Genomic DNA, 23,265 nt, shown 5'->3' on the forward strand with positions numbered 1-23,265 from the left:
GACCGGTGCCCACCGATGAGAGCCCGGACCCCGTGTCCGACGACCCCGCCGACGTGACCGACGCCCGGGTGCGCGACGAACCCCCGGTCGACGAGCCGACGGCGACCATCACGCCCTACCGGGACGGTCCGCTGATCGTGCGCGGCAACTTCCAGCTGGTGGACACCGACGGCCAGGAGATCGACCCGGGCCGCAGGACGGTGGCGCTGTGCCGCTGCGGGAAGTCCGGGATCAAGCCGTTCTGCGACGGCACCCACAAGCGCGCCGGGTTCCACTCCGGCAGCGCCCCGTCGCGTCCTCGGCCGGCGGCCCGGCTGTTCCAGGAGGCCGGCCGCGAGGCCGACGACGGGCAGCGTCCGCCGACCTGAGCGGACGTCGGCCCCGGTCCACCGCGTGTTCGCCGGTGGGCCACCTGCCGGCCGTGCGGGCGTACCAGGGTCGGCGACGACCCTGACCCGAACTCCCGAGGTGGCCCGTGCTCCGTCGTCCGCTCCGTCCCGTCACCGCCGTGCTCTCGCTCAGCGCGCTCGCCCTGCTGGCCGCCGCCGGCCCGGCCGCAGCCGCACCGGCACGCACCTTCACGCCCCTGGCCACGTTCCCCGTGGAGGGGGAGGTCGCCGAGATCATCTCGGCCACCCCGGACGGGCGGACGGTCGTCTACACCGACTCCGAGCTCGGCCGGATCGGGCTGGTCGATCTGAGCGACCCGAGCGCGCCGCGGGACCGGGGGGCCATCGACGTGGGTGGCTCGCCGACCTCGGTCACGATCACCTCCAGCGCCCGATATGCCCTGGTCGCGGTCGGCACGACCACCGACCTGGCCTCCCCCTCGGGCCACCTGGCGGTCGTCGACCTGCCGCGGCGCGCGATCGTGCGGACCATCGACCTGGGCGGTCAGCCCGACTCGATCGACATCGGCCCCAGTGGCGTCTTCGCGGCCATCGCCATCGAGAACCAGCGCGACGAGGACATCGAGGTCGGGGACGTGGAGGGTGGCCTCCCGCAGCTGCCGGCCGGCTTCCTCTCGGTGGTCGACCTGCGCGGCCCGGTGAGCGCGTGGACGGTCGGCCGGGTCGAGCTGACCGGGCTGCCGGGCGCCGTGTTCGCCGACGACCCGGAGCCGGAGTTCGTCGACGTCGACGGCCGGGACATCGCCGCCGTCACCCTGCAGGAGAACAACGCGATCGCGCTGGTCGACCTGGCCCGCCGCACGGTGGTCAGCTCCTTCTCGGCCGGCACGGTCACCCGCACCGACGCCGACACCGTCGACGACGACGTCGTCGCCTTCGACGACCTGCTGGTCGCCCCGCGCGAGCCGGACACGGTGCAGTGGACGCTGCGCGGCAACCTGGTCACCGCCGACGAGGGCGACCTGGCCGAGGAGCCGGCCGGCGGCCGCGGCTGGACGGTGTTCAGCCAGACGGGGGAGGTGCTCTACGGCAGCGGCGGCTCCGCCGAGCGGGCGCTGGCCGCCGTCGGTGCGTACCCGGACGGGCGCAGCGACGACAAGGGCGCGGAGTTCGAGGGCGCCGAGGTGGCCCGGATGCGCGGGGTCGACTACACGTTCATCGGCGCCGAGCGCGGGGACGCCGTGCTGGTCTACGACACCGACCGCGACGCCGCGCCGGAGCTGCTCCAGGTGCTGCGGGTCGGCGACGCACCGGAGGGGCTGCTCGCCATCCCGTCCCGCGGCCTGTTCGTCGCCAGCAACGAGGACGACGGCACCCTGTCCGTCTTCGGCCTCCGCTGAGGCCGGGCAGCCGGTCGCCTCAGGCGGCGACCGGCTGCTCCTGCCGCAGGCCGGAACGCCCGGCCTCCCAGGCGCCGAGCAGGTGCTCGGCGGTCAGGCCGTCCAGGGCCAGCGAGCACTGGGCGCCGAACAGGACGTCGGCGGCGAGCGACGGGTCCTCGGCCACCAGCGACCCGCACATGTCGACCGAGGCGATCTGCTCGTGGACGGCGTCGGCTTCCACGTGCTCGTCGTAGAAGACGCTGGTCTGCTCGCCGAACCCCAGGCGGCGAAGCCCGGAGGAGTAGCGGCGGCTGGGCTCCGAGGAGGTCATCTCCACCGCCGTCAGGTGGCCCAGGCACGCGCCCCGGAACCGGCGGTGCAGCCCGAACAGCGACATGGTGTTGACCGACGTGAACGCCACCGCGGGGGCGGCGTCCCAGAGCGCGCCGTAACCGGTGTCCAGGTCGAGGTCGGCCATCATCCCGGCGAACAGCTGGCTGTGCATGCGCTCGGCCGATCCGCCGCCGTACTCGTCGGCCTGGATCTCCACCATCGCCGCCTTGGCCCGCCCGCTGATCCGCGGGATGGCCCAGGTGTGCGGGTCGCCCTCCTTGAGGTGGTAGACCGACCGCAACGTGAGGTACTCCTGCCACTGCTCGCGGGTGCCGTGCTTGGCCAGGTACCTCGACAGCGACGGGCCGTCGTCGGCGGCGATCACGGCGGTGAGCTGCTGGTCGACCGGCTCGTCGGTGACCTGCACCGGGGTGACCAGGGCCCGCAGCGCCGCGAGGTGGCGCTGCTCGAGCAGCGCGCGCAGCCGCAGCAGCTCCGGGTCCCACTCCCAGGCGTCGTCCACCCCGTCGAAGCCCCGGTAGTGCAGCTCGTAGCAGATGGCCAGGGTCAGCTGCAGGTCGTCGTCGGTCAGCGGGTCGGTCGCCGAGGCGGCCAGCCCCTCGGCGGCGGCGAGCGTGCGAGAGCTGAGGGTCGACCCGGCGGTGAGGTCCGCGCTCAGCGCTGCGCTGACGGGGCCCCGTGACTTCGGAAGGCGCATGGGTCCGATCATGCCCAGCCCGCCGCCGTCCGGAACCTCCGCGGGCCGATCGGTCGTGCACCACTCGCTGCTGGACCCCGCACCTCGGGGGAGGGGCGGGGTCCGGCGCGTCGTGGGGTCAGACGTCCCGGTCGAAGGCCGAGGCCATCCGGGCCTGCTCCTCCAGCACCTCACCGATCCGGGCCTGGACGGCGTCCAGCTGGCCGATGATCTCCCCGGTGGTGTGGATGCCGTCGGCCACCGCCTTGCTGCTGGCCTGGATCCCGGCGATCTGGTCGGACACCTTCTGCGTGGCGTTGGCGGTCTCCCGGGCGAGGTCCTTGACCTCGCTGGCCACGACCGCGAAGCCCTTGCCCAGCTCACCGGCGCGCGCCGCCTCGATCGTGGCGTTGAGCGCGAGCAGGTTGGTCTGGTCGGCGATGCCGGAGATGATCCGGATGACCTCGCCGACCGCGGCCGACGCCTCGTCCAGCGCCTCGACCTCGGTGGTCATCGTGGACGCCTGGCTGACCGCGCTCTCCGCCACCCGGCCGGCGTCCCCGGCGGCCTCGCGGAGCCGGGAGACGGTGTCCAGCAGCTCGCGGGCGTTGTCCGCCGACTCCTCCGTGCGGCGCAGCACGTCCAGCCGCTGGGAGACCAGCTGCTGCACGTTGCGCAGCGCCGAGCGGCGGGAGTCCGACAGCTCGATGGTCGCGGTGACGAAGAAGTCCATCGTGCCGACGACCCGACCACCGACCATCAGCGGGAAGCACACACCGGACTTGACCCCGGCGCGCTGGGCCGCGGGGGCACGGACGCAGTCGGTCATCTCGCCGATGTCGCGGACGAAGAACAGGTCCCGGGACCGCCAGGTGCGCCCGGACAGGCCGACCCCCTCGGCGAAGCTCGCCGCCAGGGTGACCTTGCGGAACTCCTCACCGGCCGAACCCGACTCCTGCTGGAAGCGCAGCACGTTCGCGCTCTCGTCGAGTGCCCAGTAGGAGCCGTACGCCCAGCCGAACGCCTCCCGCACGGTGTCCAGCGCGATCCGCAGGGCGGACTGCTGGTCACGGGCCGCGCTCAGCTCGGTGACGACCGTGGTGACGGCGACCCGGTCGTCGAGGGTCTCCTGCAGCTCGGCCCTGCCCAGGGCGGACCGGCGGGCATGGGTGAGCAGGCGGCTCAGGGAGTCCCACTTGCCCTGGCGGGCACCGTAGAAGGGCAGCTCGCCGGCGTTGTAGTACTCGTAGAGCGCGATGACCCGGCCGTTCTCCACCAGCGGCACGACGCACCCGGCGGTGGCGCCGGCGGCGAGGGCCGCCGCCCAGCGCAGGCACTTCCGGGGGTCGCTGCTGGCGTCGGTCACCAGCGTCTTCTTGTTCCGGATCGCCTCACCGCCGTAGCCGTCGGAGGCGGTCATCTGCAGCGCCTGGTTCCCGAAGCCCGCGGCGATGGTCGGTGTCAGGGGGCCGGACTCGTGGGTCAGGTGGAAGGTGCCGCCGTCACCGGCCAGCCACACGGCGCCGTAGGCGATGCCGAGCTCCTGGACGAGCGTCTCGATGATCAGCTGATGGGCGTGGGGCTCGTCGGTGACGCCCTGTTCGAGCCGGGCGATCACGGCCTCCACGGCCTCGACGTCCCGGGGCATCTGCCCCCCCTCGATCGTGTTCGTGGCCGGGGTGCTGGTGCGCCGCCTCATCCGTGTCCTCCATCGCAGGCCGTCGCCGGCCTGCGGGGATCGCAGCCGGCGTGCTGTGCTGCCCGGCCCCCGGCAGCGGTCGGCGCAGTCCACCCAGGTCATCGGCAGGTCGGGGCGCGAGTTGAACCGGGGACGACTCGGTCGTGCGCCGTCGAGTCGGCCGACCGTTCGGCAGCCCGCAGGACCTGCCCGCAGGTGTTTGGGGCCGGTTCCGGTGGCAAGGGTCACAGCGTCAGGAAGACACAACGCGACCGAATCGGGGTCTCCGTGAACACCTTCCTCGCACTCTCCTCGTCCCTGCTGCTGGCGACCACCGGACTGGTGGGCGGTGCCAGCGCCGCGCCGTCGGCCGGGCCACCCGCCCCCGTGCCACTGGCCGGGCCACTGGCTCCGGCGACCGAACCCGTGGGCACGCCGGGCACCGGCCCGGTGCAGGCGGGCGACTTCCCCGCCGTGACCGGGCCGACGGCCCACCTGACCGACGTGCGGACCGCCCGGCACGACGGCTTCGACCGCGTGGTCCTGGAGTTCGCGGGCACGGCGGCGCCCGGGTACCGGGTGGCCTACGTCGAGCCGCCGATCACCGAGGACGGATCCGGCGCCGAGGTCCCGGTGCCCGGTGCGGCGTTCCTCGAGGTGCGGGCTGCGCCGGCCAGCGGCGTGGACCTCTCCGGCGACGAGCCGCGGGAGACCTACACCGGCCCTGACCGGGTCGCCCCGACCGACGGCGGCGTCGTCACCGAGGTCGTCCGGACCGGCGACTTCGAGGGGCAGCTGGCCTGGACGATCGGGCTGCAGCAGCGCGTGCCCTTCGGCGTCGCGGTGCTCGAGGAGCCGACCCGCCTGGTCGTGGACGTGCACCACGAGCCGGCACAGCCGATCGGGGCCGGGGACACCGCTGACTCCGAGGTCGCCGGCGCCGGGGCCCCCGTGGTGGTCACCGACGTCCGGCTGGGTGCCCACCCCGGCTTCGACCGGATCGTCTTCGAGGTCGCCGGCGAGGGGGAGGCCGGCTGGCGGATCGGGTACACCGACGACCCCCGGGCCCAGGGCTCCGGTGCCCCCATCGAGGTGCCGGGGGACGCCGTCCTCGGCATGACGCTGACCAACGTCGCCCTGCCCGGCGACGCCCCGGACGGGGTGCAGCCCTGGGACGGTCCCGACCAGCAGCAGCTGCCCGGGGCCTCCACGCTGCAGGCGCTGGTGGAGGACACCGTGTTCGAGGGGCACCACACGTTCTTCGCCGGGCTCGACGCCGAACGGCCGTTCGCGGTGTCCCGGCTCTCCTCGCCGCAGCGGATCGTGGTCGACGTGCTGGCCCAGGACGGGCGCCCGCCGGTCGACCTGGGCAGCCGGTGCGAGCACCCCGACGGCTTCGCGCTCAGCTACCCCGGGTCGTGGTCGACCAACACCGGTGACGTGCTGCCGCCCTGCTCGCGGTTCGCGCCCGAGCCGTTCACGCTGACCGCGGGGACCGACGTGCGGACGGCCCCGATCGCCGCCTCGGTGGAGCCGGTGCCGTACGACCGGGTGAGCGCACCCCAGGAGGGCGTCGAGGAGAGCCGCAGCGGCACCGTCGTCGACGGGCGGCAGGGCGTCCGCATCCAGCGCACCTGGGACGGCGAGGGCCTGTGGCCGGAGGGCACCCGGACCACCACCTACGCCATCGACCTCGGTGCGGACGGGCCGGACGGCCCGGCCACGCTGGTGGTGAACACGGTGGGGCTGCCGGAGTTCGACTACGAGCGGAACGTCCGGGTCCTCGACCACATGGTGCACACGCTGGACATCACGGCCGGCTGACCGGTCGCGACACGGCCCGCCTCCGCCGGAGGCGGGCCGTGCGCGTGCCCGTGCGCCCCGGGGCCGACCGGAGGTCAGGCCCGCTCGACCAGCCGGAGCACCGCCTCGGCGACCACGTCGGGGCGGTCGGCGGGGACGAAGTGGCTGGCGTCGTCGACCCAGGTGAGCCGCGCACCGGGCAGGTCGTCGGCCAGTCGCTGACCGTGCTCGGGCTGCATCTGGTGGTCCTGCCGCCCCCAGACCACCTCGGCAGGGACGCTGAGCCGCGGGAGGAACGGGGCGACCGTCTGGGTGTAGACGGAGTCGAGCGAGCGGAGGTGCCGGCTCAGCAGGCGGGGGCCGTCCGGCCGTTCCCAGGGCTCGACGAACCGGTCCAGGAAGGGCTTCGCGCGCTCCTGGTGGGCGAACAGCGTGCGCAGCGCCGGCCGCAGCGCCGTGCCGAGGGCCGCGGGGGGCAGGTGCCGGACCAGCGGCCAGCCGGCCTTCATCGCGCGCACCAGCGGCACCGGCCATGCGTCGTAGCAGACGCCGTCGACGACCCCCAGGCCGGCGACCCGTTCGCTCGCCGTCGTCGCGAGGATCTGCGCCACCCCGCCACCGAGGTCGTGCCCCACCACGATGACCCGCTCCAGGTCGAGGGCGTCGAGCAGCCCGAGCAGGCGGGCGGCCTGGGCGGCGAGGTCCACCGGTTGGCCGTCGGGTGCGGGGGAGTCGCCGTAGCCGGCCATGTCCACGGCCAGCACCCGGGCCCGCTCGGCCACGGGCGGGACGACGTCCCACCACAGCCGGTGGTTGGTCGGGATGCCGTGGACGAGCAGGACGGTGGGGCCGTCGTCCCCGGCCGTCCAGACGTTCATCGGGCTGTCGCCCACGGGGACGAGCTGGGTCTCTCCGATCGGCAGGTCCATGGCAGCACCAGTGCCCCCGATAGCCGGGTCGACATGCACGGTGCGACGAATTCGGGTGAGCCGCTTCAGCTCGGGCCGGGACCAGTCGATGGGACCAGCACGGCCACGAGGAGGGAACGTGAAGAAGAGACGGTCGGACGCCGACCAGAAGGTCGCTGAGCTGCTGCGCACCGCGAAGGAGTCGCTGCAGCTGTCCGTGGCGTTCCTCTCCCGGCTGGACGGGACCACCCAGCACCTGGAGGTCGTCGAATCATCGGTGCCGTTCCTCTTCCAGGAGGGGAACCAGCAGCGACAGGAGACGTCCCTCTGCCAGGCGATCCTCGACGGCGAGCTGCCTGCGGTGATCCCCGACCTCCGCCGGCACCCGGCGGCCATGGCGTTGCCGGCCGCCCGTCTGCCGAGGATCCGCAGCTACGTCTCGGTGCCCGTCGTGCTCAGCGACGGCGAGCTCTACGGCACCTTCTGCGCTGCCGGCCTCACCACGGACAAGGGGCTGACCAAGCGGGACCAGTCCTTGATGACCGTCCTCGCCTCGGCCGCGGCCGTGCTCATCGAACCCTCGGTACGCGAGCGGGAGCGCCGAGGGGAACTGCTGGGCCGACTGGTGCCGGTGGTCTCCGCCGGTGGCCCGGTCGTCGTCCTGCAGCCCATCGTCGACCTGGCCACCGGGCTCCGGGTCGGGTACGAGGCGCTCAGCCGGTTCCCGGCTGCGTGGGGCAAGGCGCCGGACGTGTGCTTCGAGGAGGCGCACAGCGTGGGGCTGGGGCACGAGCTGGAACTGCTGGCGCTCCGTCGCGCGGCCGACCACCTGGCGGTCGTCGAGGGGTACGTCGCCATGAACATCTCCCCGGCGACGCTGGTGCAGCCGGAGTTCGCGGCACTGATGGAGACGTTGCCGCTGGACCGGGTGCTGCTCGAGCTCTCCGAACACGACCAGGTTGCCGACTACGCCGCCCTGGCTGCCGTGCTGAGCCCGCTGCGGGCCCGCGGGATGCGGCTGGCCATCGACGACGTCGGCGCCGGGTTCTCCTCGTTGCGGCACATCGTGATCACCGCACCGGACGTCATCAAGCTGGACCGCAGCATCGTCTCCGGGGTCGACGTCGACCCGGTTCTGACCCGGCTGGTCTCGTCCCTGGTCGAGTTCGGACACGGCTGCGGCGCGAGTGTCGTGGCCGAGGGCGTGGAGACGGCCGCGGAGGCGTCGGCGCTGCGCGGCCTCGGGGTGGACCTCGGGCAGGGATGGCACTTCGGCCGACCGGAGCTGCCCAGCGCGACGGTCGCCCCGCCGACCGTGCAGGTGCCTACCGCCCGGACCCCGGTGGCGGCCCCGCCCGTGCCAGCGGTCGCGGGCTGAGCGGTGCCCGCAGCGCGGGCCGACCACGACAGCGCAGCCCCCGCCGGGAGACCGGCGGGGGCTGCGCTGTCGAACGGATCAGGGCCGGTGCGGGCCCCGCCGATCAGATGTCGTAGTACATGGCGAACTCGTGCGGGTGCGGGCGGAGCCGGATCGGGTCGATCTCGTTCTCCCGCTTGTACTCGATCCACGTCTCGATCAGGTCGGAGGTGAACACGCCACCGTCGAGCAGGTAGTCGTGGTCGACCTCGAGCCGGTCGAGCACCGCGTCGAGCGACGCCGGCACCTTCTCGATGCCGAGGGCCTCCTCGGGCGGCAGCTCGTAGAGGTCCTTGTCGATCGGTGCCGGGGGCTCGATCTTGTTCTTGACGCCGTCGAGGCCGGCCATCAGCATCGCCGAGAAGGCGAGGTAGGGGTTGGCCGACGGGTCGGGCACCCGGAACTCGATGCGCTTGGCCTTCGGGCTGTCGCCGGAGATCGGGATGCGCGTGCACGCCGACCGGTTGCGGGCCGAGTAGACCAGGTTGATCGGCGCCTCGTAGCCGGGCACCAGGCGGTGGTAGCTGTTCACCGTCGGGTTGGTGAAGGCCAGCAGCGACGGCGCGTGGGCGAGCAGGCCGCCAATGTAGTGCCGGGCCATGTCGGACAGCCCCGCGTAGCCGGTCTCGGCGTGGAAGAGCGGCTCGCCGTCCTTCCAGAGGCTCTGGTGGCAGTGCATGCCCGAGCCGTTGTCGCCGAACAGCGGCTTCGGCATGAAGGTGGCGCTCTTGCCGTGCGCCCACGCGGTGTTCTTCACGATGTACTTGAAGAGCATCAGGCTGTCGGCCGAGCGCAGCAGGGTGTCGAACTTGTAGTTGATCTCCGCCTGGCCGCCGGTGCCGACCTCGTGGTGACCGCGCTCGAGCTCGAGCCCGGCGTTGGCGAGGTTGACCATCATCGTGGCCCGCAGGTCGCTCTGGTGGTCGTACGGCTCGACCGGGAAGTACCCGCCCTTGGGCCGGGTCTTGTAGCCCAGGTTGGGGCCGCCGTTCTCACCGGTGAGCGACCCGGTGTTCCAGGAGCCCTCGACCGCGTCGATGTGGTAGTAGCCCTCGTTGATCGAGGTGTTGTGCCGCACCGAGTCGAACACGTAGAACTCGGCCTCGGGGCCGAAGTACGCGGTGTCGGCGATGCCGCTGGCCGCGAGGTAGGCCTCGGCCTTCTTCGCCACGTTGCGCGGGTCGCGGCTGTAGGCCTCGCGCGTGATCGGGTCGTGGATGAAGAAGTTGATGTTCAGCGTCTTGTGGATGCGGAACGGGTCGACGTAGGCGCTGCTCGCGTCGGGCAGCAGCAGCATGTCGGACTCGTTGATCGCCTGGAACCCGCGGATGGACGAGCCGTCGAAGCCCAGGCCGTCGGCGAAGGTGTCAGGCCCGAACGTCTCCGCGGGGATGGTGAAGTGCTGCATGACGCCAGGCAGGTCGCAGAACCGGACGTCGACGAACTTCACGTCGTTGTCGCGGATGTAGGCGGTGACCTCGTCGGGACTGTTGAACATCGATCCTCCGGGAGTGGACGGAAAGCCACCCGCAAGTTACGAGCGCGGGGTTGCTCCGGGGTGTCTCTGGTGTTTCGTCGCTGTAACACCGTCCTCCGGCGTGTCGCGGAGGGGGCGGCCGAGCCGCTGTTCACCCCACCGGACTGCTCCCGACCGGAACGGCGTCGGGCAGGACATACGCTGGTGGAGTGGCCAGGGACGACGCTCAACCCTCTCAGGAGCGCGCCCGTGGCGCCGCACTGGGGCTGCCCGGCACCGGACCCGGCTCACTGGCGTCCTTCGGGCAGCGGGTCGTCGCCTTCCTCGTCGACGCGCTGGCCGCGGCGTTCGTCGCCGGCCTGTTCACCGCGCCGGAGCTGCCCCGCAACTGGAGCCTGCTGGCCTTCGTGCTGATCACCGTGGCCTTCCTGGTGCTGGCCGGTCAGACACCCGGCATGCGGCTGCTCGGGCTGCGGCTGGCCCACCCGGAGCCGGAGCAGCGGCTCGCCCTCTGGCGTGCACTCGTGCGCACCGGGCTGCTCGTCCTGCTGGTGCCGGCGCTGGTCGTCGACATCGACGGCCGTGGCCTGCACGACCGGTGGACCAGCACGGCGGTCGTCCGCGACCGCTGAGGCGCCTCACGCCCGGGCAGCCGCCTCGGCGAACCACCGCCGGGTGGTCTCGTCCGCCGGGAGGAACGTCTCGATGGCGAGCTCGCTGGCGGCGACGTCCAGCGGGGTGCCGAAGGTGGCGACGGTGCTGTACGTGCGCAGCACGACGCCCTCCACCTGCAGCTCCAGGGGCAGGGCGAACGTCGGGCCGGGCGGCACCGGGACGGCCGAGGGCCGGCAGGGGTACCCCTCCACCTCGCTCAGCAGGGCCTGCAGGTCCGCCGACGGTGCGGCGGCAGCGTGCCGGCGGACCTGCCGGAGCAGGTGCGCGCGCCAGGCGGCGTGGTCCACGATCCGGTCGGCGAGTCCGCGTGGGTGCAGCATCACCCGGACGACGTTGACCGGCGGGTCGAGCAGCTCCGGGTCGACCAGGGCCATCAGCCGGTCGACGGCGGGGTTGGTGGCGACGACGTCGAAGTGGGCGTCGATGACCAGCGCCGGCCACGGGTCGTGGGCGGCGAGGGCCAGCTCGAGCACCTCGAGCAGGTACCGGGTGGCCCTGGCGTCGCGCCGGGCGTCCGGGAACTCCGGCGCGTGCCCGGCGGCGAGCAGGACCTGGTTCTGGTCGGCCAGTGGCATCTGCAGCGCCTCGCCGAGCTTGAGCACCAACTGGCGGCTCGGCCGGGACCTCCCCGTCTCGACGTAGGACAGGTGCCTGGTGGAGGTCTGCGCCAGGTCGGCCAGGTCGAGCTGGCTCAGCCGCCGGCGCTCGCGCCAGTCCTTCAGCAGGGCGCCGGCGACCGGGGGCCGGAGGGCCGCCGTCACGGCACGACGCCCGCCGCGGTCGTGACCTGCCGGCCAGGAGAGGACGACGTGCGCCCGGGTGCCGGGATCCCGCTGCTGCTCACCGCCGGCCGGCCCGCAGCTGGACGAGGGCGAGCGCGCCGACGGCCAGTCCCTGAGCGGCGACGAGGACCCGACCCGCGGTGCTGAGGTCGGCGAACGCGGCGACCGCCAGGCTCGCCACCTCCCAGCCGAGGTTCCCGATGGCGGCCGCCCGCAGCGCCGCCCGGGCCCAGCGGGTGAGGGAGCTGACGACCAGGCCGACGGCGTAGACCACCAGCGCGATCCCGACGGCGCGGACGACACCGGTCGCGTCGGTGCCGAGGAGCTCGGCGACCGGACCGGCGGCGACTGCCATGACCAGCCCCATCGCGGCGCAGAGCACGCCGTCGAGCTGGAGCAACCGGGCCGGTGCGGTGCGGGCCGGGGGGAGGGTGAGCGCGGTCATCGTGGGGTCCTCTCGACGGAGCCGACGTGGCCGGTCGTCCGGCCAGGACCACCGTCGCCGGTCCGGGGCGCGCCGTCCATGACCTCGCAGGTCATGGCCGGACCGAGGGGCCGACCGACCCGCCTGCCGGGCGACCGGCCCCGACGCACGACGCCCCGGCCGCTGGGCAGCGGCCGGGGCGTCGTGGTGCGGAGCTCGCGAGGTCAGCGGCGGCGGACCTGGCGCTGGCTGACCGACATCTGCCGGCCGCCGGGGAGCGGCCCACCGGGCACCGGCGGGCGTGGGCCGCCCAGCGCCGACATCCGCTTGCCCAGCGCGTTGACCTCGCCGCCGGAGAGGTTGCGCGGCAGCTTCATCACATGGGCGCTGAGCTTCTTCAGCGGCACCTGGCCCTCCCCGTCGCCGACGGTGACGTCGTAGATCGGGGTCTCGCCGACGACCTTGGCGATCCGGCGCTTCTCGGCCGCGATCAGGCTGCGGACCCGCTGCGGGTCGCCCTCGCCCACCAGCACGATGCCCGGCCGCCCGAGCACCCGGTGGACGGAGTCCAGCTCGCGGTTGCCCGCGACGCCGGAGCTGACCCGCCAGTCGCCGCGCATGCCCTCCAGGACCCAGGACGCCGCACCCGGCCGGCCCTCGACCTGCCGGTACGCCGAACCCTGCGCCCGGCGCCCGAAGACGATCAGCGCCGCCAGCAGACCGAGCAGGAGGGCGAAGGGCAGGAAGAGGAACGGTGAGCTGAGCAGGATGCCGACCAGCTCGACCACGCCCGCCACCGCCACGAAGGCGATGAGCATCACCCAGGGCAGCTTCGGGTCGTTCTTGTAGGTCATCGAGTAGGCCTGCCGGATCATCCCGGCCTGGCGCTTCAGCTTGGTCAGCCGCGAGACCTTCGGCTGGCCGTCCTTGCCCAGCTTGGGTGCCTTCGGGGCCTTGTTGCGCCGGCCCTTGCCCGTTGCGGCGGGCGCGCCGACCGCGGTCGAGCCCTTGCTGCCGCGCCCGGGCGGGGCGCCGGCCGGGCCGCGGCCCGCGGCGCCGGCGGGGGCGGAGGTGTCGGTGGACCTGCTGCGTGCCATGCGCCCACGATAGTCGCCAGGACCGGCCGCCCTCCCGCCACACGCGAGCTCGCGGCGGGCCGCCTGCAGCGGGCCGGGGGAGGAGCTCAGCGGGTGACGGTGAGCCCGCGGGCCTCGGCGGCCTGCTGGTAGAGCCGGCCGGCGCGGTAGGAGCTGCGCACCAGCGGACCGGCCAGGACGCCCGGGAACCCGATCCGCTCGGCCTCGGCGGCGAAGCCGACGAACTCGTCGGGCTTGACCCACCGGACCACCGGGTGGTGCCGGACGCTGGGCCGCAGGTACTGGGTGATGGTGAGCAGGTCGCAGCCGGCGTCGTGCAGCGCCTGCATGGTCTCCACGACCTCGTGCGGCTCCTCGCCCATGCCCAGGATCAGGTTGGACTTGGTGACCAGTCCGGCCTCGCGGGCGGCGGTGATCACCGACAGCGAGCGCTCGAACCGGAAGCCGGGGCGGATCCGCTTGAAGATGCGCGGCACCGTCTCGACGTTGTGCGCCAGCACCTCCGGCCGGGAGGAGAACACCTCGGCCAGCTGGTCGGGCTCGGCGTTGAAGTCCGGGATGAGCAGCTCGACGCCGCAGCCGGGGATCTGCTCGTGGATCTGGCGCACCGTCTCGGCGTACAGCCATGCGCCGCCGTCGGGCAGGTCGTCGCGGGCGACGCCGGTGATGGTGGCGTAGCGCAGGCCCATCGTGGCCACGCTCTCGGCGACCCGGCGGGGCTCGTCGGCGTCGAAGTCGGCGGGCTTGCCGGTGTCGATCTGGCAGAAGTCGCAGCGCCGGGTGCACTGGTCGCCGCCGATGAGGAAGGTGGCCTCGCGGTCCTCCCAGCACTCGTAGATGTTGGGACAGCCGGCCTCCTCGCACACCGTGTGCAGGCCCTCGCGCTTCACCAGCGACTTGAGCTCGGTGTACTCCGGCCCCGTCTTGAGCTTGGTCTTGATCCACTCGGGCTTGCGCTCGATCGGCGTCTGGCTGTTGCGGACCTCCAGGCGCAGCAACTTGCGGCCGGCCGGCTCGATCGGCGAGGACGTCGTGGACGTCTCCGGCGCTGCAGTCGTGGCTGCCTCCTCCATGCCCAGGCTCATGTCCAGCACGGTACTCCCGCCGATCGCCGTCGCTCGGGGCCCGGAGACGGCTCGAGGGCCCAGCCGGATCGGCTGGGCCCTCGAGTCGGGGTGGTGCGGGGAGGTCAGTCCTCGCTGGGCATCTTGCCCAGGCTGGACGGCGTGTCGGACGGCCCGGCCGTCTTGGACGGGGTGTCGCCGGCGTCCTTCGTGCCGGTGGCGGAGTCCGGGCGCTCCTGGTTGCTGGACTCGCCGGGACCCGACGCAGGCTGGGCGGTCTGCGCGCCGAGGTCGCTGTCGGGCGGGGTCGCGTCGCCCACGGCGTTCTCGGCCGTGGAGACGGTCTTGCCCTGGGCCTCGGGGCTCTCGGTTCCGCCTGCGGGGGTGCTCGGGGACGTGGGCACGGGGTCCTCTCGGTAACTGGGCACGGGGCCGTCGCCGGTCGGCGCCGGGGTCCAGGGGTCGCTCGCGTTCTTCTTGCGCAACACCACGGCGACCGCGGCCAGGACGGCGAGGACGCCGACCACCCACGGCCAGCGACGGGGCTCCGGCTCCACGCCGACGCGCCGCTTGACCGTCGTGACGGTCTTCGCCGTGCGCTTGCCGGCCTCCTTGCGGGCCCGGCCGGCGGCCTTCTCCAGCTCGACCCGGCGCTTGGCCGCCTTCTTGGACAGCTTGTCGGCCCTCTTGCCGAGCTTGTCGGCCTTCTTGCCGGCGGCCTTGCGGTTGGTCTCCGCCGCAGCACGCACCGCGGCGACCCGCAGCGCAGCCTGCGCACGGGCGGCGTCGGCGGCAGCCGCGGCGTCCTGACGGACCTTGTCGCCCTGCTTCGCGGTGGCCGCACCGAGGGTGGCCGCGGTGGCGGCGAACTCCGCGCTGCGGGCGTCCAGCTGGGCCCGCGCCGCCTCGATGTTGGTGGCCAGTCCGGCGCGGGCGTCGGCCAGCGCGGGGCCGGCTGCGCCGCGAGCGGCCTCGATCCGGGGCGCCGTGGCAGCGATCGCCGCCTCCAGGTTGGCCCGGGCGGACTTGGCGGCGGCGTCGAACGCCGGGCCGCTGGCCTCACGGGCGGCCTCGAGCCGCGGGACGGCGGAGGCCACCGCCAGCTCCAGGTTGGCCCGCGCGGACCGGGTGGCGGCGTCGAGACGCGGGACCAGGTCCTTCTCGTAGGCCTTCTGTGCCGCGTCGATGCGCGGTCCGAGGTTCTTCTGCGCCGCCTCCAGCCGCGGGACCAGCACCTCACGGGCGGCGTCCAGCTGGGGGGCGAGTGCGGCCACGGCCGCCCCGACCCGGGGGGCCACGTCAGCGGCGTAGGCGGTCTGGGCCGCCTTCGTCGCGGCCGCCACCTGAGGGGCGAGCTGCTCCGCCGTCGCCCGACGGGCCTCGGTGACCGCCGCGCCGATGTGGGCGAACCCCTCTTGCAACTCGGTCCCGATGACCTCTGTCGAGCTCTTCTTGCGGAACACTCCAGCACCTCCGAGTTGATCGCTTCAGCGATCATCCTGCCCGCTGGCGTCCCCGGGTACACCCCGAACCCCCACCGCAGTCGGTGAGAGGCCCCAACCGAGCGGCCGCGCCGCTGGCAGACTCGGCCGGGTGCAGCTACGGATCTTCACCGAACCCCAGATGGGCGCCACCTACGACGACCTGCTCGCGGTGGCCCGGCGCACCGAGGAGACCGGCTTCGACGCCTTCTTCCGCTCCGACCACTACCTGACCATGGGCGGTGACGGCCTGCCCGGCCCGACCGACGCCTGGGTGACCCTGGCCGGCCTTGCCCGGGAGACCTCCCGGATCCGGCTCGGCACCCTGATGACGGCGGCGACCTTCCGGCTGCCCGGGCCACTGGCCATCGCGGTGGCGCAGGTCGACCAGATGAGCGGCGGGCGGGTGGAGCTGGGCATCGGCTCGGGGTGGTTCGCCGCGGAGCACCGCGCCTACGGCATCCCGTTCCCCGAGATCGGTGAGCGGTTCGACCGCTACGAGGAGCAGCTCGCGGTCATCAGCGGGTTGTGGGCCACGCCGCTGGGAGAGACCTTCGACTTCGCCGGTGACCACCACCAGCTCACCGGCTCCCCGGCGCTGCCCAAGCCGGTGCAGCCCGGCGGCGTCCCGATCCTGATCGGCGGGACCGGCAAGAAGCGCACCCCGCGGCTGGCGGCGCGGTACGCGGCCGAGTTCAACGTGCCGTTCGCCTCGGCCGAGGACAACGCCCGGCTGTTCGCCGGCGTCCGGGACGCGTGCACCGAGGCCGGCCGCGACCCCGGTGAGCTGGTCTACAGCTCGGCGCTGGTGCTGTGCGTCGGCCGGGACGAGTCCGAGCTGGCCCGCCGGGCCGCCGCCATCGGCCGGGACGTCGACGAGCTGCGCGCCAACGGAGTGGCCGGCACGCCCGCCGAGGCCGTGGACATCCTGGGCCGGTACGCCGAGGCCGGCGCGAGCCGGGTCTACCTGCAGGTCCTCGACCTGGCCGATCTGGACCACCTGGACCTGGTGGCCGCCGAGGTCGCCCCCCAGCTGGGCTGAGCAGCACGGCGCCCCGCCCGCCGGTGGCGGACGGGGCGCAGTGACCTCAGCTCAGTGACCTCAGCTCAGTGACGTCAGCGCAGCTCGGAGGCGAGTGGCTCCAGCGCGGCCCGGGAGCCCAGCCAGGTGTTCGCCCGCTGCAGGTCGTCGTCGAAGTCGATCTCCACCGCGGAGAACCGGGAGATGTCCAGCGGCCGGAAGCGGACGCCCGCCCGCTGGATCGACAGCTCCATGCCGCGCTCGAAGTAGTCCGAGGCACTGCAGGCGCTGAGGTGCTCGATGAGGGCGCCCTTGTCCGCGCCCGAGACGTAGTTGATCCCGACCGCCTCGCCGAGGCCACCGGAGACGGTCTTGGACAGCTCCCGCACGAACCCGTCGGCGTCGAGGGTGTACTTGACCTCCTCGTCGGCGACGGTGGAGGTGTCCACGCAGACGAAGCTCTCGTCGGCCTGCACCAGCGGCGCGGCGTGGTCGAGCACCGCCGGGTCGAACACCACGTCGCCGTTCAGCCAGAGCACGCCGCCGGGCTGCGAGGTGCGCAGCGCGCGGAGGAGGCTCTGCGAGGTGTTGGTGACGGCGAAGTCGGGGTTGAACGCGAACAGCAGGTCGGGCTGGGCGCGCATGACCGCCTTGGCCCGGTAGCCCACCACCGCGGTGATCGGGGTGGCGTCGCCGAAGACGGTGCGGATGCCGTCCAGCTGCTGCTGCATGATGCTGCGGCCGTCCATCAGCGGGGTGAGCGGCTTGGGCAGCTTGCGGCCCAGGCGGGTGCCCATGCCGGCGGCCAGCACGACCACCTGGGGGGCGGTGGTGGCCGCAGCGGGGCGGACGGCGACCCGGGGACGCGACCGCTGATCGCGGCCCCCGGTCAAGATCGGGTCAGCAGTGCGCATGCTCATCTCCTCGGTTCGTCGTTCGTGGGCACGGGGGTGTGGCCCGGCCGGCCGGGGTGGCCGTCCGGAGGGAAGAGCAACTGGAGGACCCGTTCGGTGGCGTGGCCGTCCTCCAGCGAGCAGAAGCGTTCCTGGAACCGGTTGTACCGCGCTGTGGGCACCCATGGACGGTCGCCCAGTCCGGCGATCGCCGTCAACACCTGCTCGCTGGTGGTCAGCAGGGGGCCGGGTGCGATCTCGGCGAGGTCGAAGTAGAAGCCCCGCAGGTCGTCGCGGTAGTGCTCGAGGTCGTAGGTGAAGTGGACGATCGGCTTCCCGGTGACGGCGAAGTCGAACATCGTCGAGGAGTAGTCGGTGACCAGGACGTCGGCGGCCAGGTACAGCTCGCTGATGTCGGGGTACCGGGACACGTCCACGAGCGGCGCCGGGCCCTGGACCACCAGCCGGTCGGACACCATCGCGTGCAGCCGGACCAGGAGCACGGCGTCCGGGCCGAGGCCGCGTGCCAGGTCGCCCAGGTCGACCGGGAAGGAGTGGTGCGGGCCGTCGTCGCCGAGCACCAGGTCGTCGCGCCAGGTGGGGGCGTAGAGCACGGCCCGCACGTGCTCGGGGATCCCCAGCGCGGCGCGCACCCGGGCGCGGCGGTGGTCCCGGTCGGGAGCGCTCAGCACGTCGTTGCGCGGGTAGCCGGTCTCGTGGACCGGCCCGTCGAAACCGAAGGCGCTGCGCAGGTGGGGCGTGCTCGCCGCGTTGGGGGAGAGCAGGTGGTCCCAGCGGGAGATGTCCCGCATCACCAGCTCCAGGCGGCCCTCCGGAGCCCACACCGCGTCCCGGTGCAGTCGCTTGAGCGGCGTCCCGTGCCAGGTCTGCAGGTAGGTCGTCGTCGGCTGCTTGTCCCACTCCCGGGAGATCCCGTCGTTGGAGACGATGACGTCGGCGGACTCCAGCGCTGCCCGGGCGCCCGGGCCCCAGTGCTCCTCGGTGTGCACGCCGGCCGGGAAGTCGCCGCGCAGGTCGGGGCGGGCCAGCCAGACGGCGTCGATCTCGGCGCCACGCGCGACGAGGGCCTCGTAGACGGCCCGCGGGTTGTCGTTGTACCGGCCGCCGAAGCTGTTGAAGACGACCTTCACCGTCGTCGGCCCCGGCCGGAGGAGGGGGCGGTCACCCGGCATCGGGTGCGCCTCGTGGCCCGCTGCGGGCCTGGGCGTTCTGTCATGCACTCACTCCTCTTCCGTCGGTCCGGCTCGACCAGTGCATGTGCGCGGCGACCGGCCGGCCACGGGTGCGATCTCTGCTGGCCGCCAGCGGGGCAGTGCGGTCCGTCCAGGTGCGGTTGCGTCCAGGTGCCTTGCCTCCAGGTGCGCCGCTGCACCGGGTCGGGGCGGCGGTGCACCCGGCCGGCACCGGGGCTGGTCCTCCGGTCGCGCTGCCGCGTGCCGAGCGGCGCTGCTGAGTTCCGGTGGACCTCGACGTCCCGGTGCGTGCGGGCTGCGGTCGTCCCGCTGGGGCCGTCCCCGCTGGAGTTCCTCGCCCGTCCGCAGTCGAGCCAGTGCAGGCTACGGCCTGGAGGGCCCCGCCGTCGAGCCGGGGGGCTGTGGCGGCGCGCTAGGATCGGCTGCGTGACCGGCGGACTCCTGCTTCCCCAGCCGTGCTGATCTGACCTGACGCAGACCAGCACGGCGACCCCTCCTGCGTGAGGGGTCTTTTCATGTCCGCCCCTCGTACCCGGGAGCACCGACCATGAGCCAGACGGCCAGCCAGCACACCGAGCCCTCCGCCGACGGGGTGCCGCCGCACCGGTACACCCCGGCACTGGCGCAGCAGATCGAGCTCGCCTGGCAGGACCGGTGGGAGGCCGAGGGCACGTTCCACACGCCCAACCCGGTCGGCCGGCTGAGCGAGGGCTTCGACCGGGTGGCCGACCGGCCCAAGGCCTTCCTGATGGACATGTTCCCGTACCCCTCCGGGGCCGGGCTGCACGTCGGGCACCCGCTGGGCTACCTGGGCACCGACGTCACCAGCCGCTTCCTGCGGATGGACGGGCACAACGTCCTGCACCCGATGGGGTACGACGCCTTCGGCCTGCCCGCCGAGCAGTTCGCCGTGCAGACCGGCCAGCACCCGCGGGTCACCACCGAGGCCAACATCGCCGCGATCAGTGCCCAGCTGCGCCGGCTGGGCGTCGACCACGACACCCGCCGCACCTTCGCCACGATCGACCCGGGCTACTACAGGTGGACCCAGTGGATCTTCCGGCAGATCTTCGAGGCCTGGTTCGACGAGTCCGCCGACGGCGGCCGGGGCCGGGCCCGGCCGATCCCCGAGCTGGTCGCCGAGCTGGACGCCGGCACCCGGCAGCCCGCTGCGGGCACGCTGCCCGAGGGGCGCGACTGGGCCGAGCTGTCCGACGTGGAGCGCCGGCGGGTCGTCGACGCGCACCGGCTGGCCTACCGGCACCAGGCGCCGGTGAACTGGTGTCCCGGGCTGGGCACGGTGCTGTCCAACGAGGAGGTCACCCCGGACGGCAGGTCCGAGCGGGGCAACTTCCCGGTGTTCCGCCGTCCGCTGACCCAGTGGATGATGCGGATCACCTCCTACGCCGAGCGGCTGCTGACCGACCTGGACCGGCTGGACTGGTCGGACTCCCTGAAGCAGATGCAGCGCAACTGGATCGGTCGGTCGACCGGCGCCCGGGTGCGGTTCGGGGTGGGTGGGGGCGGAGCCACGGGATCCGAGGCAGCCGAGTCCATCGAGGTGTTCACCACCCGGCCGGACACCTTGTTCGGCGCCACCTACCTGGTGCTGGCGCCCGAGCACCCGCTGGTCGGCACGCTGACCGCAGGGCAGTGGCCCGAGGGCACCGACCCCCGGTGGACCGCCGGCGCGGCCACCCCGGCCGAGGCCGTCGCCGCCTACCAGCGGCAGGCCTCCCGCCGCTCGGAGCTGGACCGGCAGGCCGAGGGCCGGGAGAAGACCGGGGTCTGGCTGGGCGCCACCGCCCGCAACCCGCTGACCGGGGCCGACCTGCCGGTGTTCATCGCCGACTACGTGCTCACCGGCTACGGCACCGGCGCGATCATGGCGGTGCCCGGCGAGGACGCCCGGGACTGGGACTTCGCTCAGGAGTTCGGGCTGCCCGTCGTCCGCACCGTGCAGCCGCCGGCTGACTTCGACGGCGGTGCGTACACCGGCACCGGCTCGATGATCAACAGCTCGAACCAGCACCTGTCGCTGGACGGCCTGGACAAGGTCGCCGCGATCGCCCGGGTGACCGAGTGGCTGGTGGCGAACGGCTCCGGCGAGGCGACCACGACCTACAAGCTGCGCGACTGGCTGTTCAGCCGGCAGCGCTACTGGGGCGAGCCGTTCCCGGTCGTCTACGCCGTCGACGGGGACGACGCCGACCTGCCGGTCGCCGTCCCGGAGTCGATGCTGCCGGTGCTGCTGCCCGAGGTCGACGACTACTCGCCCAAGACGTTCGCCGACGACGACGCCGACTCCAAGCCCGAGCCCCCACTGTCCCGGGCCACCGAGTGGACGACGGTCACCCTGGACCTGGGCGACGGCCCTCGCCAGTACCGCCGCGAGACCAACACGATGCCGAACTGGGCCGGCTCGTGCTGGTACTACCTGCGCTACCTGGACCCGGGCAACGACGAGCGCTTCGTCGACCCGGAGCTGGAGGCCTACTGGATGGGCCCGCGGGAGCCCGGCGACGTCGGTGGCGTCGACCTGTACGTCGGTGGGGTCGAGCACGCCGTGCTGCACCTGCTGTACGCCCGGTTCTGGCACAAGGTGCTGTTCGACCTGGGGCACGTCTCCAGCGAGGAGCCGTTCCGCCGGCTGGTCAACCAGGGCTACATCTCTGCCTTCGCCTACACCGACGCCCGCGGGTTCTACGTGCCCGCTGCCGAGGTGGTGGAGAAGGACGGCCAGTTCCTCTACCAGGGGGAGCCGGTCAGCCGGGAGTACGGGAAGATCGGCAAGAGCCTGAAGAACATGGTCACGCCGGACGAGATGATCGGGCAGTACGGGGCCGACACGTTCCGGGTCTACGAGATGTCGACCGGGCCGCTGGACCAGTCCCGGCCGTGGGAGACGAAGGCCGTGGTCGGCTCGCAGCGGCTGCTGCAGCGGGTCTGGCGGGTCGTGGTCGATGAGGAGTCCGGCGCGGTGCGCGCCGGCGACGTCGAGCCGGATGACGACACCTCGCGCGCCCTGCACCGGGCGATCGAGGCCGTGCGCGACGGCATGACGACGCTGCGGTTCAACATCGCCATCGCCCGGATCACCGAGCTGACCAACCACCTGACGTCGGCCTGCCCGCCGGGGACGCCGGTGCCCCGTTCGGTCGCCGAGTCGCTGGTGCTGCTGGTCGCGCCACTGGCCCCGCACCTGGCCGAGGAGCTGTGGGCCCGGCTGGGGCACTCCGGCTCCGTGGCCTGGGCGTTCTTCCCGGTGGCCGACCCGCAGTGGCTGGTCGACGAGACGGTGCAGGTCGCCGTCCAGGTCAACGGCAAGGTGCGGGCCCAGGTGGCCGTGCCGGCCGACGCGGACGCCGCGGCGCTGGAGGCGGCGGCCCGGGCGGACGAGCGGATCGCCGGCTACCTGGACGGCGCGACCGTGCGCCGGGTGGTCGCGGTCCCGGGCCGGCTGGTCAACTTCGTCCTGGGCTGATCGCTGCGGGAGGGGTCAGGCGGCGGGGGTGATGCGGATCATCGTCTGGCGTTCCCGCCCGCGGTGGGTGATCCGCGCCGCGATGCGGGAGGTGCCGTAGGTGATCCGCCACTGCCAGCCGTAGCGCCGGGCGAGGGCAGCTCGCGCGCGGGGCCACTCGGACGGCTCGGGGAACTCGGCGACACCGTCGACCGCCGGACCCTCGAGCCGGCCCCGCATGTCGCAGGGGGCGACGGTGACCCGGCTGGTGTGCCGCAGCCGCTTCACCTTGCCGGAGTCCGCCCGGGTCCAGACCAGCAGGGCCTCGCCGTCCGGCGCCGCCCAGACCGGGGTGGGCACGGGCTCGCCGGTGCGCCGGAAGGTGGTCAGGCTGACGTACCGGGTGGTGGGGAGCCTGGTCATCCGACGGCGGTGCGGGTCAGCGCGCGGCGCATCGCGGCCTCGACCGGGTCGATGACCTCGGCGACGGTCACGTCCCGGTCGAGCTCGACGCTCAGTGAGGTGGCCCCGGCGTCGGGGATCCCGCACGGGACCATGTTCGTGAAGGCGGCCATGTCCGGGTCGCAGTTGAGCGCGAAGCCGTGCATCGTCACGCCCCGGGCGACCCGGACGCCGATCGCGGCGATCTTCCGGTCGGGGCCGCGCTCGTCTGCCCGGACCCACACGCCGCTGCGCCCCTCGACCTGTTCGGTGGCCAGGCCGAAGCTGCCGCAGACCTCCATCAGCGCCCGCTCCAGCCGGCGCACGTGGGCCACCACGTCGACGGGGTCGGGGAGCGCGATGATCGGGTACCCGACCAGCTGGCCGGGCCCGTGCCAGGTGATCTTGCCGCCGCGGTCGACGTCGATGACCGGGGTGCCGTCGAACGGTCGCTCGTGCGGCTCGGTGCGCTTGCCCGCGGTGTAGACCGGCGGGTGCTCGAGCAGCAGCATCGTGTCCGGACCGGTGCCGGCGACGCGCTGCTCGTGCAGGTCGCGCTGCTGCGCCCAGGCCTGCTCGTAGGGGACCAGACCCGCCCGGACGACCACCAGCTCGCTCATGCCGCCGAGCCTATGCCGCCGACGTGCGGAGGCGCTGCTGACCGC

20 protein-coding genes are annotated in these 23,265 nt (G+C 73.4%); 7 read left to right on the forward strand and 13 right to left on the reverse strand.

Translation table 11 applies throughout. The features are described from left to right. Positions 1 to 5: 5 nt before the first annotated feature. Complete coding sequence (locus tag O2W53_RS05950) at positions 6 to 368, forward strand: CDGSH iron-sulfur domain-containing protein (RefSeq protein WP_269162087.1); 363 nt, start codon at positions 6 to 8, stop codon at positions 366 to 368. 107 nt (positions 369 to 475) lie between these two features. Beyond that, positions 476 to 1,750, forward strand: coding sequence for a hypothetical protein (locus tag O2W53_RS05955; protein WP_269162088.1), 1,275 nt, complete (start codon positions 476 to 478; stop codon positions 1,748 to 1,750). A gap of 19 nt (positions 1,751 to 1,769) precedes the next feature. On the opposite strand, the gene O2W53_RS05960 is transcribed toward O2W53_RS05955, so the two are convergent. Together O2W53_RS05960 and O2W53_RS05965 are read right to left on the reverse strand one after the other, a co-directional pair. Then, positions 1,770 to 2,783, reverse strand: a complete 1,014-nt coding sequence (locus tag O2W53_RS05960) for an iron-containing redox enzyme family protein (RefSeq protein WP_269162089.1) — start codon at positions 2,781 to 2,783, stop codon at positions 1,770 to 1,772. 118 nt (positions 2,784 to 2,901) lie between these two features. After that, on the reverse strand, positions 2,902 to 4,461 hold the full coding sequence (locus O2W53_RS05965; protein ID WP_269162090.1) for a methyl-accepting chemotaxis protein: 1,560 nt from the start codon (positions 4,459 to 4,461) through the stop codon (positions 2,902 to 2,904). A gap of 267 nt (positions 4,462 to 4,728) precedes the next feature. Between O2W53_RS05965 and O2W53_RS05970 the strand changes: the two genes are divergently transcribed. Then, complete coding sequence (locus O2W53_RS05970) at positions 4,729 to 6,264, forward strand: AMIN-like domain-containing (lipo)protein (RefSeq protein WP_269162091.1); 1,536 nt, start codon at positions 4,729 to 4,731, stop codon at positions 6,262 to 6,264. A gap of 74 nt (positions 6,265 to 6,338) precedes the next feature. On the opposite strand, the gene O2W53_RS05975 is transcribed toward O2W53_RS05970, so the two are convergent. Further along, positions 6,339 to 7,172 carry an alpha/beta fold hydrolase gene (locus O2W53_RS05975; RefSeq protein WP_269162092.1) on the reverse strand — a complete coding sequence of 278 codons (834 nt, stop codon included), beginning with the start codon at positions 7,170 to 7,172 and terminating at the stop codon, positions 6,339 to 6,341. Positions 7,173 to 7,290: 118 nt separating this feature from the next. Between O2W53_RS05975 and O2W53_RS05980 the strand changes: the two genes are divergently transcribed. Beyond that, entirely contained in the window at positions 7,291 to 8,529 is a 1,239-nt protein-coding gene (locus O2W53_RS05980; RefSeq protein WP_269162093.1) for an EAL domain-containing protein, read from the forward strand. A 103-nt stretch (positions 8,530 to 8,632) separates the two neighbouring features. Here O2W53_RS05980 and glnA read toward each other — a convergent pair whose 3' ends face one another. Then, a complete protein-coding gene (gene glnA, locus O2W53_RS05985; protein WP_269162094.1) occupies positions 8,633 to 10,066 on the reverse strand; it encodes a type I glutamate--ammonia ligase in 1,434 nt (477 codons plus the stop codon). A gap of 188 nt (positions 10,067 to 10,254) precedes the next feature. Between glnA and O2W53_RS05990 the strand changes: the two genes are divergently transcribed. Next, on the forward strand, positions 10,255 to 10,677 hold the full coding sequence (locus tag O2W53_RS05990) for an RDD family protein (protein ID WP_269162095.1): 423 nt from the start codon (positions 10,255 to 10,257) through the stop codon (positions 10,675 to 10,677). A 6-nt stretch (positions 10,678 to 10,683) separates the two neighbouring features. Here the strand turns inward: O2W53_RS05990 and O2W53_RS05995 are convergent, their stop codons facing one another. The 5 genes from O2W53_RS05995 to O2W53_RS06015 all read right to left on the reverse strand — a co-directional run bounded on the left by O2W53_RS05995 (position 10,684) and on the right by O2W53_RS06015 (position 15,550). Then, complete coding sequence (locus O2W53_RS05995; RefSeq protein WP_269162096.1) at positions 10,684 to 11,481, reverse strand: helix-turn-helix transcriptional regulator; 798 nt, start codon at positions 11,479 to 11,481, stop codon at positions 10,684 to 10,686. 79 nt (positions 11,482 to 11,560) lie between these two features. Then, entirely contained in the window at positions 11,561 to 11,947 is a 387-nt protein-coding gene (locus tag O2W53_RS06000) for a hypothetical protein (protein WP_269162097.1), read from the reverse strand. Between the two features lie 203 nt (positions 11,948 to 12,150). Next, the gene (locus tag O2W53_RS06005) at positions 12,151 to 13,023 is read right to left on the reverse strand and encodes a DUF4191 domain-containing protein (RefSeq protein ID WP_269162098.1); all 873 of its coding nucleotides are present in this window, start codon (positions 13,021 to 13,023) and stop codon (positions 12,151 to 12,153) included. Between the two features lie 86 nt (positions 13,024 to 13,109). Next, entirely contained in the window at positions 13,110 to 14,108 is a 999-nt protein-coding gene (gene lipA / locus O2W53_RS06010; RefSeq protein WP_269162099.1) for a lipoyl synthase, read from the reverse strand. Positions 14,109 to 14,212: 104 nt separating this feature from the next. Continuing rightward, complete coding sequence (locus O2W53_RS06015; RefSeq protein WP_269162100.1) at positions 14,213 to 15,550, reverse strand: hypothetical protein; 1,338 nt, start codon at positions 15,548 to 15,550, stop codon at positions 14,213 to 14,215. 130 nt (positions 15,551 to 15,680) lie between these two features. Here O2W53_RS06015 and O2W53_RS06020 point away from each other — a divergent pair, with 130 nt between their 5' ends. Next, positions 15,681 to 16,610 carry an LLM class F420-dependent oxidoreductase gene (locus O2W53_RS06020; RefSeq protein WP_269162101.1) on the forward strand — a complete coding sequence of 310 codons (930 nt, stop codon included), beginning with the start codon at positions 15,681 to 15,683 and terminating at the stop codon, positions 16,608 to 16,610. A gap of 74 nt (positions 16,611 to 16,684) precedes the next feature. On the opposite strand, the gene O2W53_RS06025 is transcribed toward O2W53_RS06020, so the two are convergent. Then, positions 16,685 to 17,503: a phosphocholine cytidylyltransferase family protein gene (locus tag O2W53_RS06025; RefSeq protein WP_269162102.1), complete on the reverse strand. Its 819-nt coding sequence runs from the start codon at positions 17,501 to 17,503 to the stop codon at positions 16,685 to 16,687. A gap of 2 nt (positions 17,504 to 17,505) precedes the next feature. Continuing rightward, entirely contained in the window at positions 17,506 to 18,675 is a 1,170-nt protein-coding gene (locus O2W53_RS06030; protein WP_269162103.1) for a CDP-glycerol glycerophosphotransferase family protein, read from the reverse strand. A 568-nt stretch (positions 18,676 to 19,243) separates the two neighbouring features. Here O2W53_RS06030 and leuS point away from each other — a divergent pair. Further along, positions 19,244 to 22,180, forward strand: coding sequence for a leucine--tRNA ligase (gene leuS / locus O2W53_RS06035; RefSeq protein ID WP_269162104.1), 2,937 nt, complete (start codon positions 19,244 to 19,246; stop codon positions 22,178 to 22,180). Positions 22,181 to 22,195: 15 nt separating this feature from the next. Here the strand turns inward: leuS and O2W53_RS06040 are convergent, their stop codons facing one another. Both O2W53_RS06040 and lipB read right to left on the reverse strand, forming a co-directional pair. Further along, positions 22,196 to 22,582 (reverse strand): PPOX class F420-dependent oxidoreductase, encoded by a 387-nt coding sequence (locus O2W53_RS06040; protein ID WP_269162105.1) that lies wholly within the window; start codon positions 22,580 to 22,582, stop codon positions 22,196 to 22,198. Further along, positions 22,579 to 23,220 (reverse strand): lipoyl(octanoyl) transferase LipB, encoded by a 642-nt coding sequence (gene lipB / locus O2W53_RS06045; RefSeq protein WP_269162106.1) that lies wholly within the window; start codon positions 23,218 to 23,220, stop codon positions 22,579 to 22,581. The genes O2W53_RS06040 and lipB overlap by 4 nt, the downstream gene beginning before the upstream one ends. Positions 23,221 to 23,265 lie beyond the last annotated feature (45 nt).

The organism is Modestobacter sp. VKM Ac-2978 (genome assembly GCF_026968025.1).
In the GTDB taxonomy this organism is placed as follows: Bacteria; Actinomycetota; Actinomycetes; order Mycobacteriales; family Geodermatophilaceae; genus Modestobacter.

Bases quoted from the DNA above. Each gene is read 5' to 3' on its own strand.
- O2W53_RS05975 (WP_269162092.1), bottom strand. From the start codon at position 7,172: ATGGACCTGCCGATCGGAGAGACCCAGCTCGTCCCCGTGGGCGACAGC.
- O2W53_RS06005 (WP_269162098.1), bottom strand. From the start codon at position 13,023: ATGGCACGCAGCAGGTCCACCGACACCTCCGCCCCCGCCGGCGCCGCG.
- O2W53_RS06040 (WP_269162105.1), bottom strand. From the start codon at position 22,582: ATGACCAGGCTCCCCACCACCCGGTACGTCAGCCTGACCACCTTCCGG.
- leuS (WP_269162104.1), top strand. From the start codon at position 19,244: ATGAGCCAGACGGCCAGCCAGCACACCGAGCCCTCCGCCGACGGGGTG.
- glnA (WP_269162094.1), bottom strand. From the start codon at position 10,066: ATGTTCAACAGTCCCGACGAGGTCACCGCCTACATCCGCGACAACGAC.
- lipB (WP_269162106.1), bottom strand. From the start codon at position 23,220: ATGAGCGAGCTGGTGGTCGTCCGGGCGGGTCTGGTCCCCTACGAGCAG.
- O2W53_RS05960 (WP_269162089.1), bottom strand. From the start codon at position 2,783: ATGCGCCTTCCGAAGTCACGGGGCCCCGTCAGCGCAGCGCTGAGCGCG.
- lipA (WP_269162099.1), bottom strand. From the start codon at position 14,108: ATGAGCCTGGGCATGGAGGAGGCAGCCACGACTGCAGCGCCGGAGACG.
- O2W53_RS06030 (WP_269162103.1), bottom strand. From the start codon at position 18,675: ATGCCGGGTGACCGCCCCCTCCTCCGGCCGGGGCCGACGACGGTGAAG.
- O2W53_RS05965 (WP_269162090.1), bottom strand. From the start codon at position 4,461: ATGAGGCGGCGCACCAGCACCCCGGCCACGAACACGATCGAGGGGGGG.
- O2W53_RS06025 (WP_269162102.1), bottom strand. From the start codon at position 17,503: ATGCGCACTGCTGACCCGATCTTGACCGGGGGCCGCGATCAGCGGTCG.
- O2W53_RS06000 (WP_269162097.1), bottom strand. From the start codon at position 11,947: ATGACCGCGCTCACCCTCCCCCCGGCCCGCACCGCACCGGCCCGGTTG.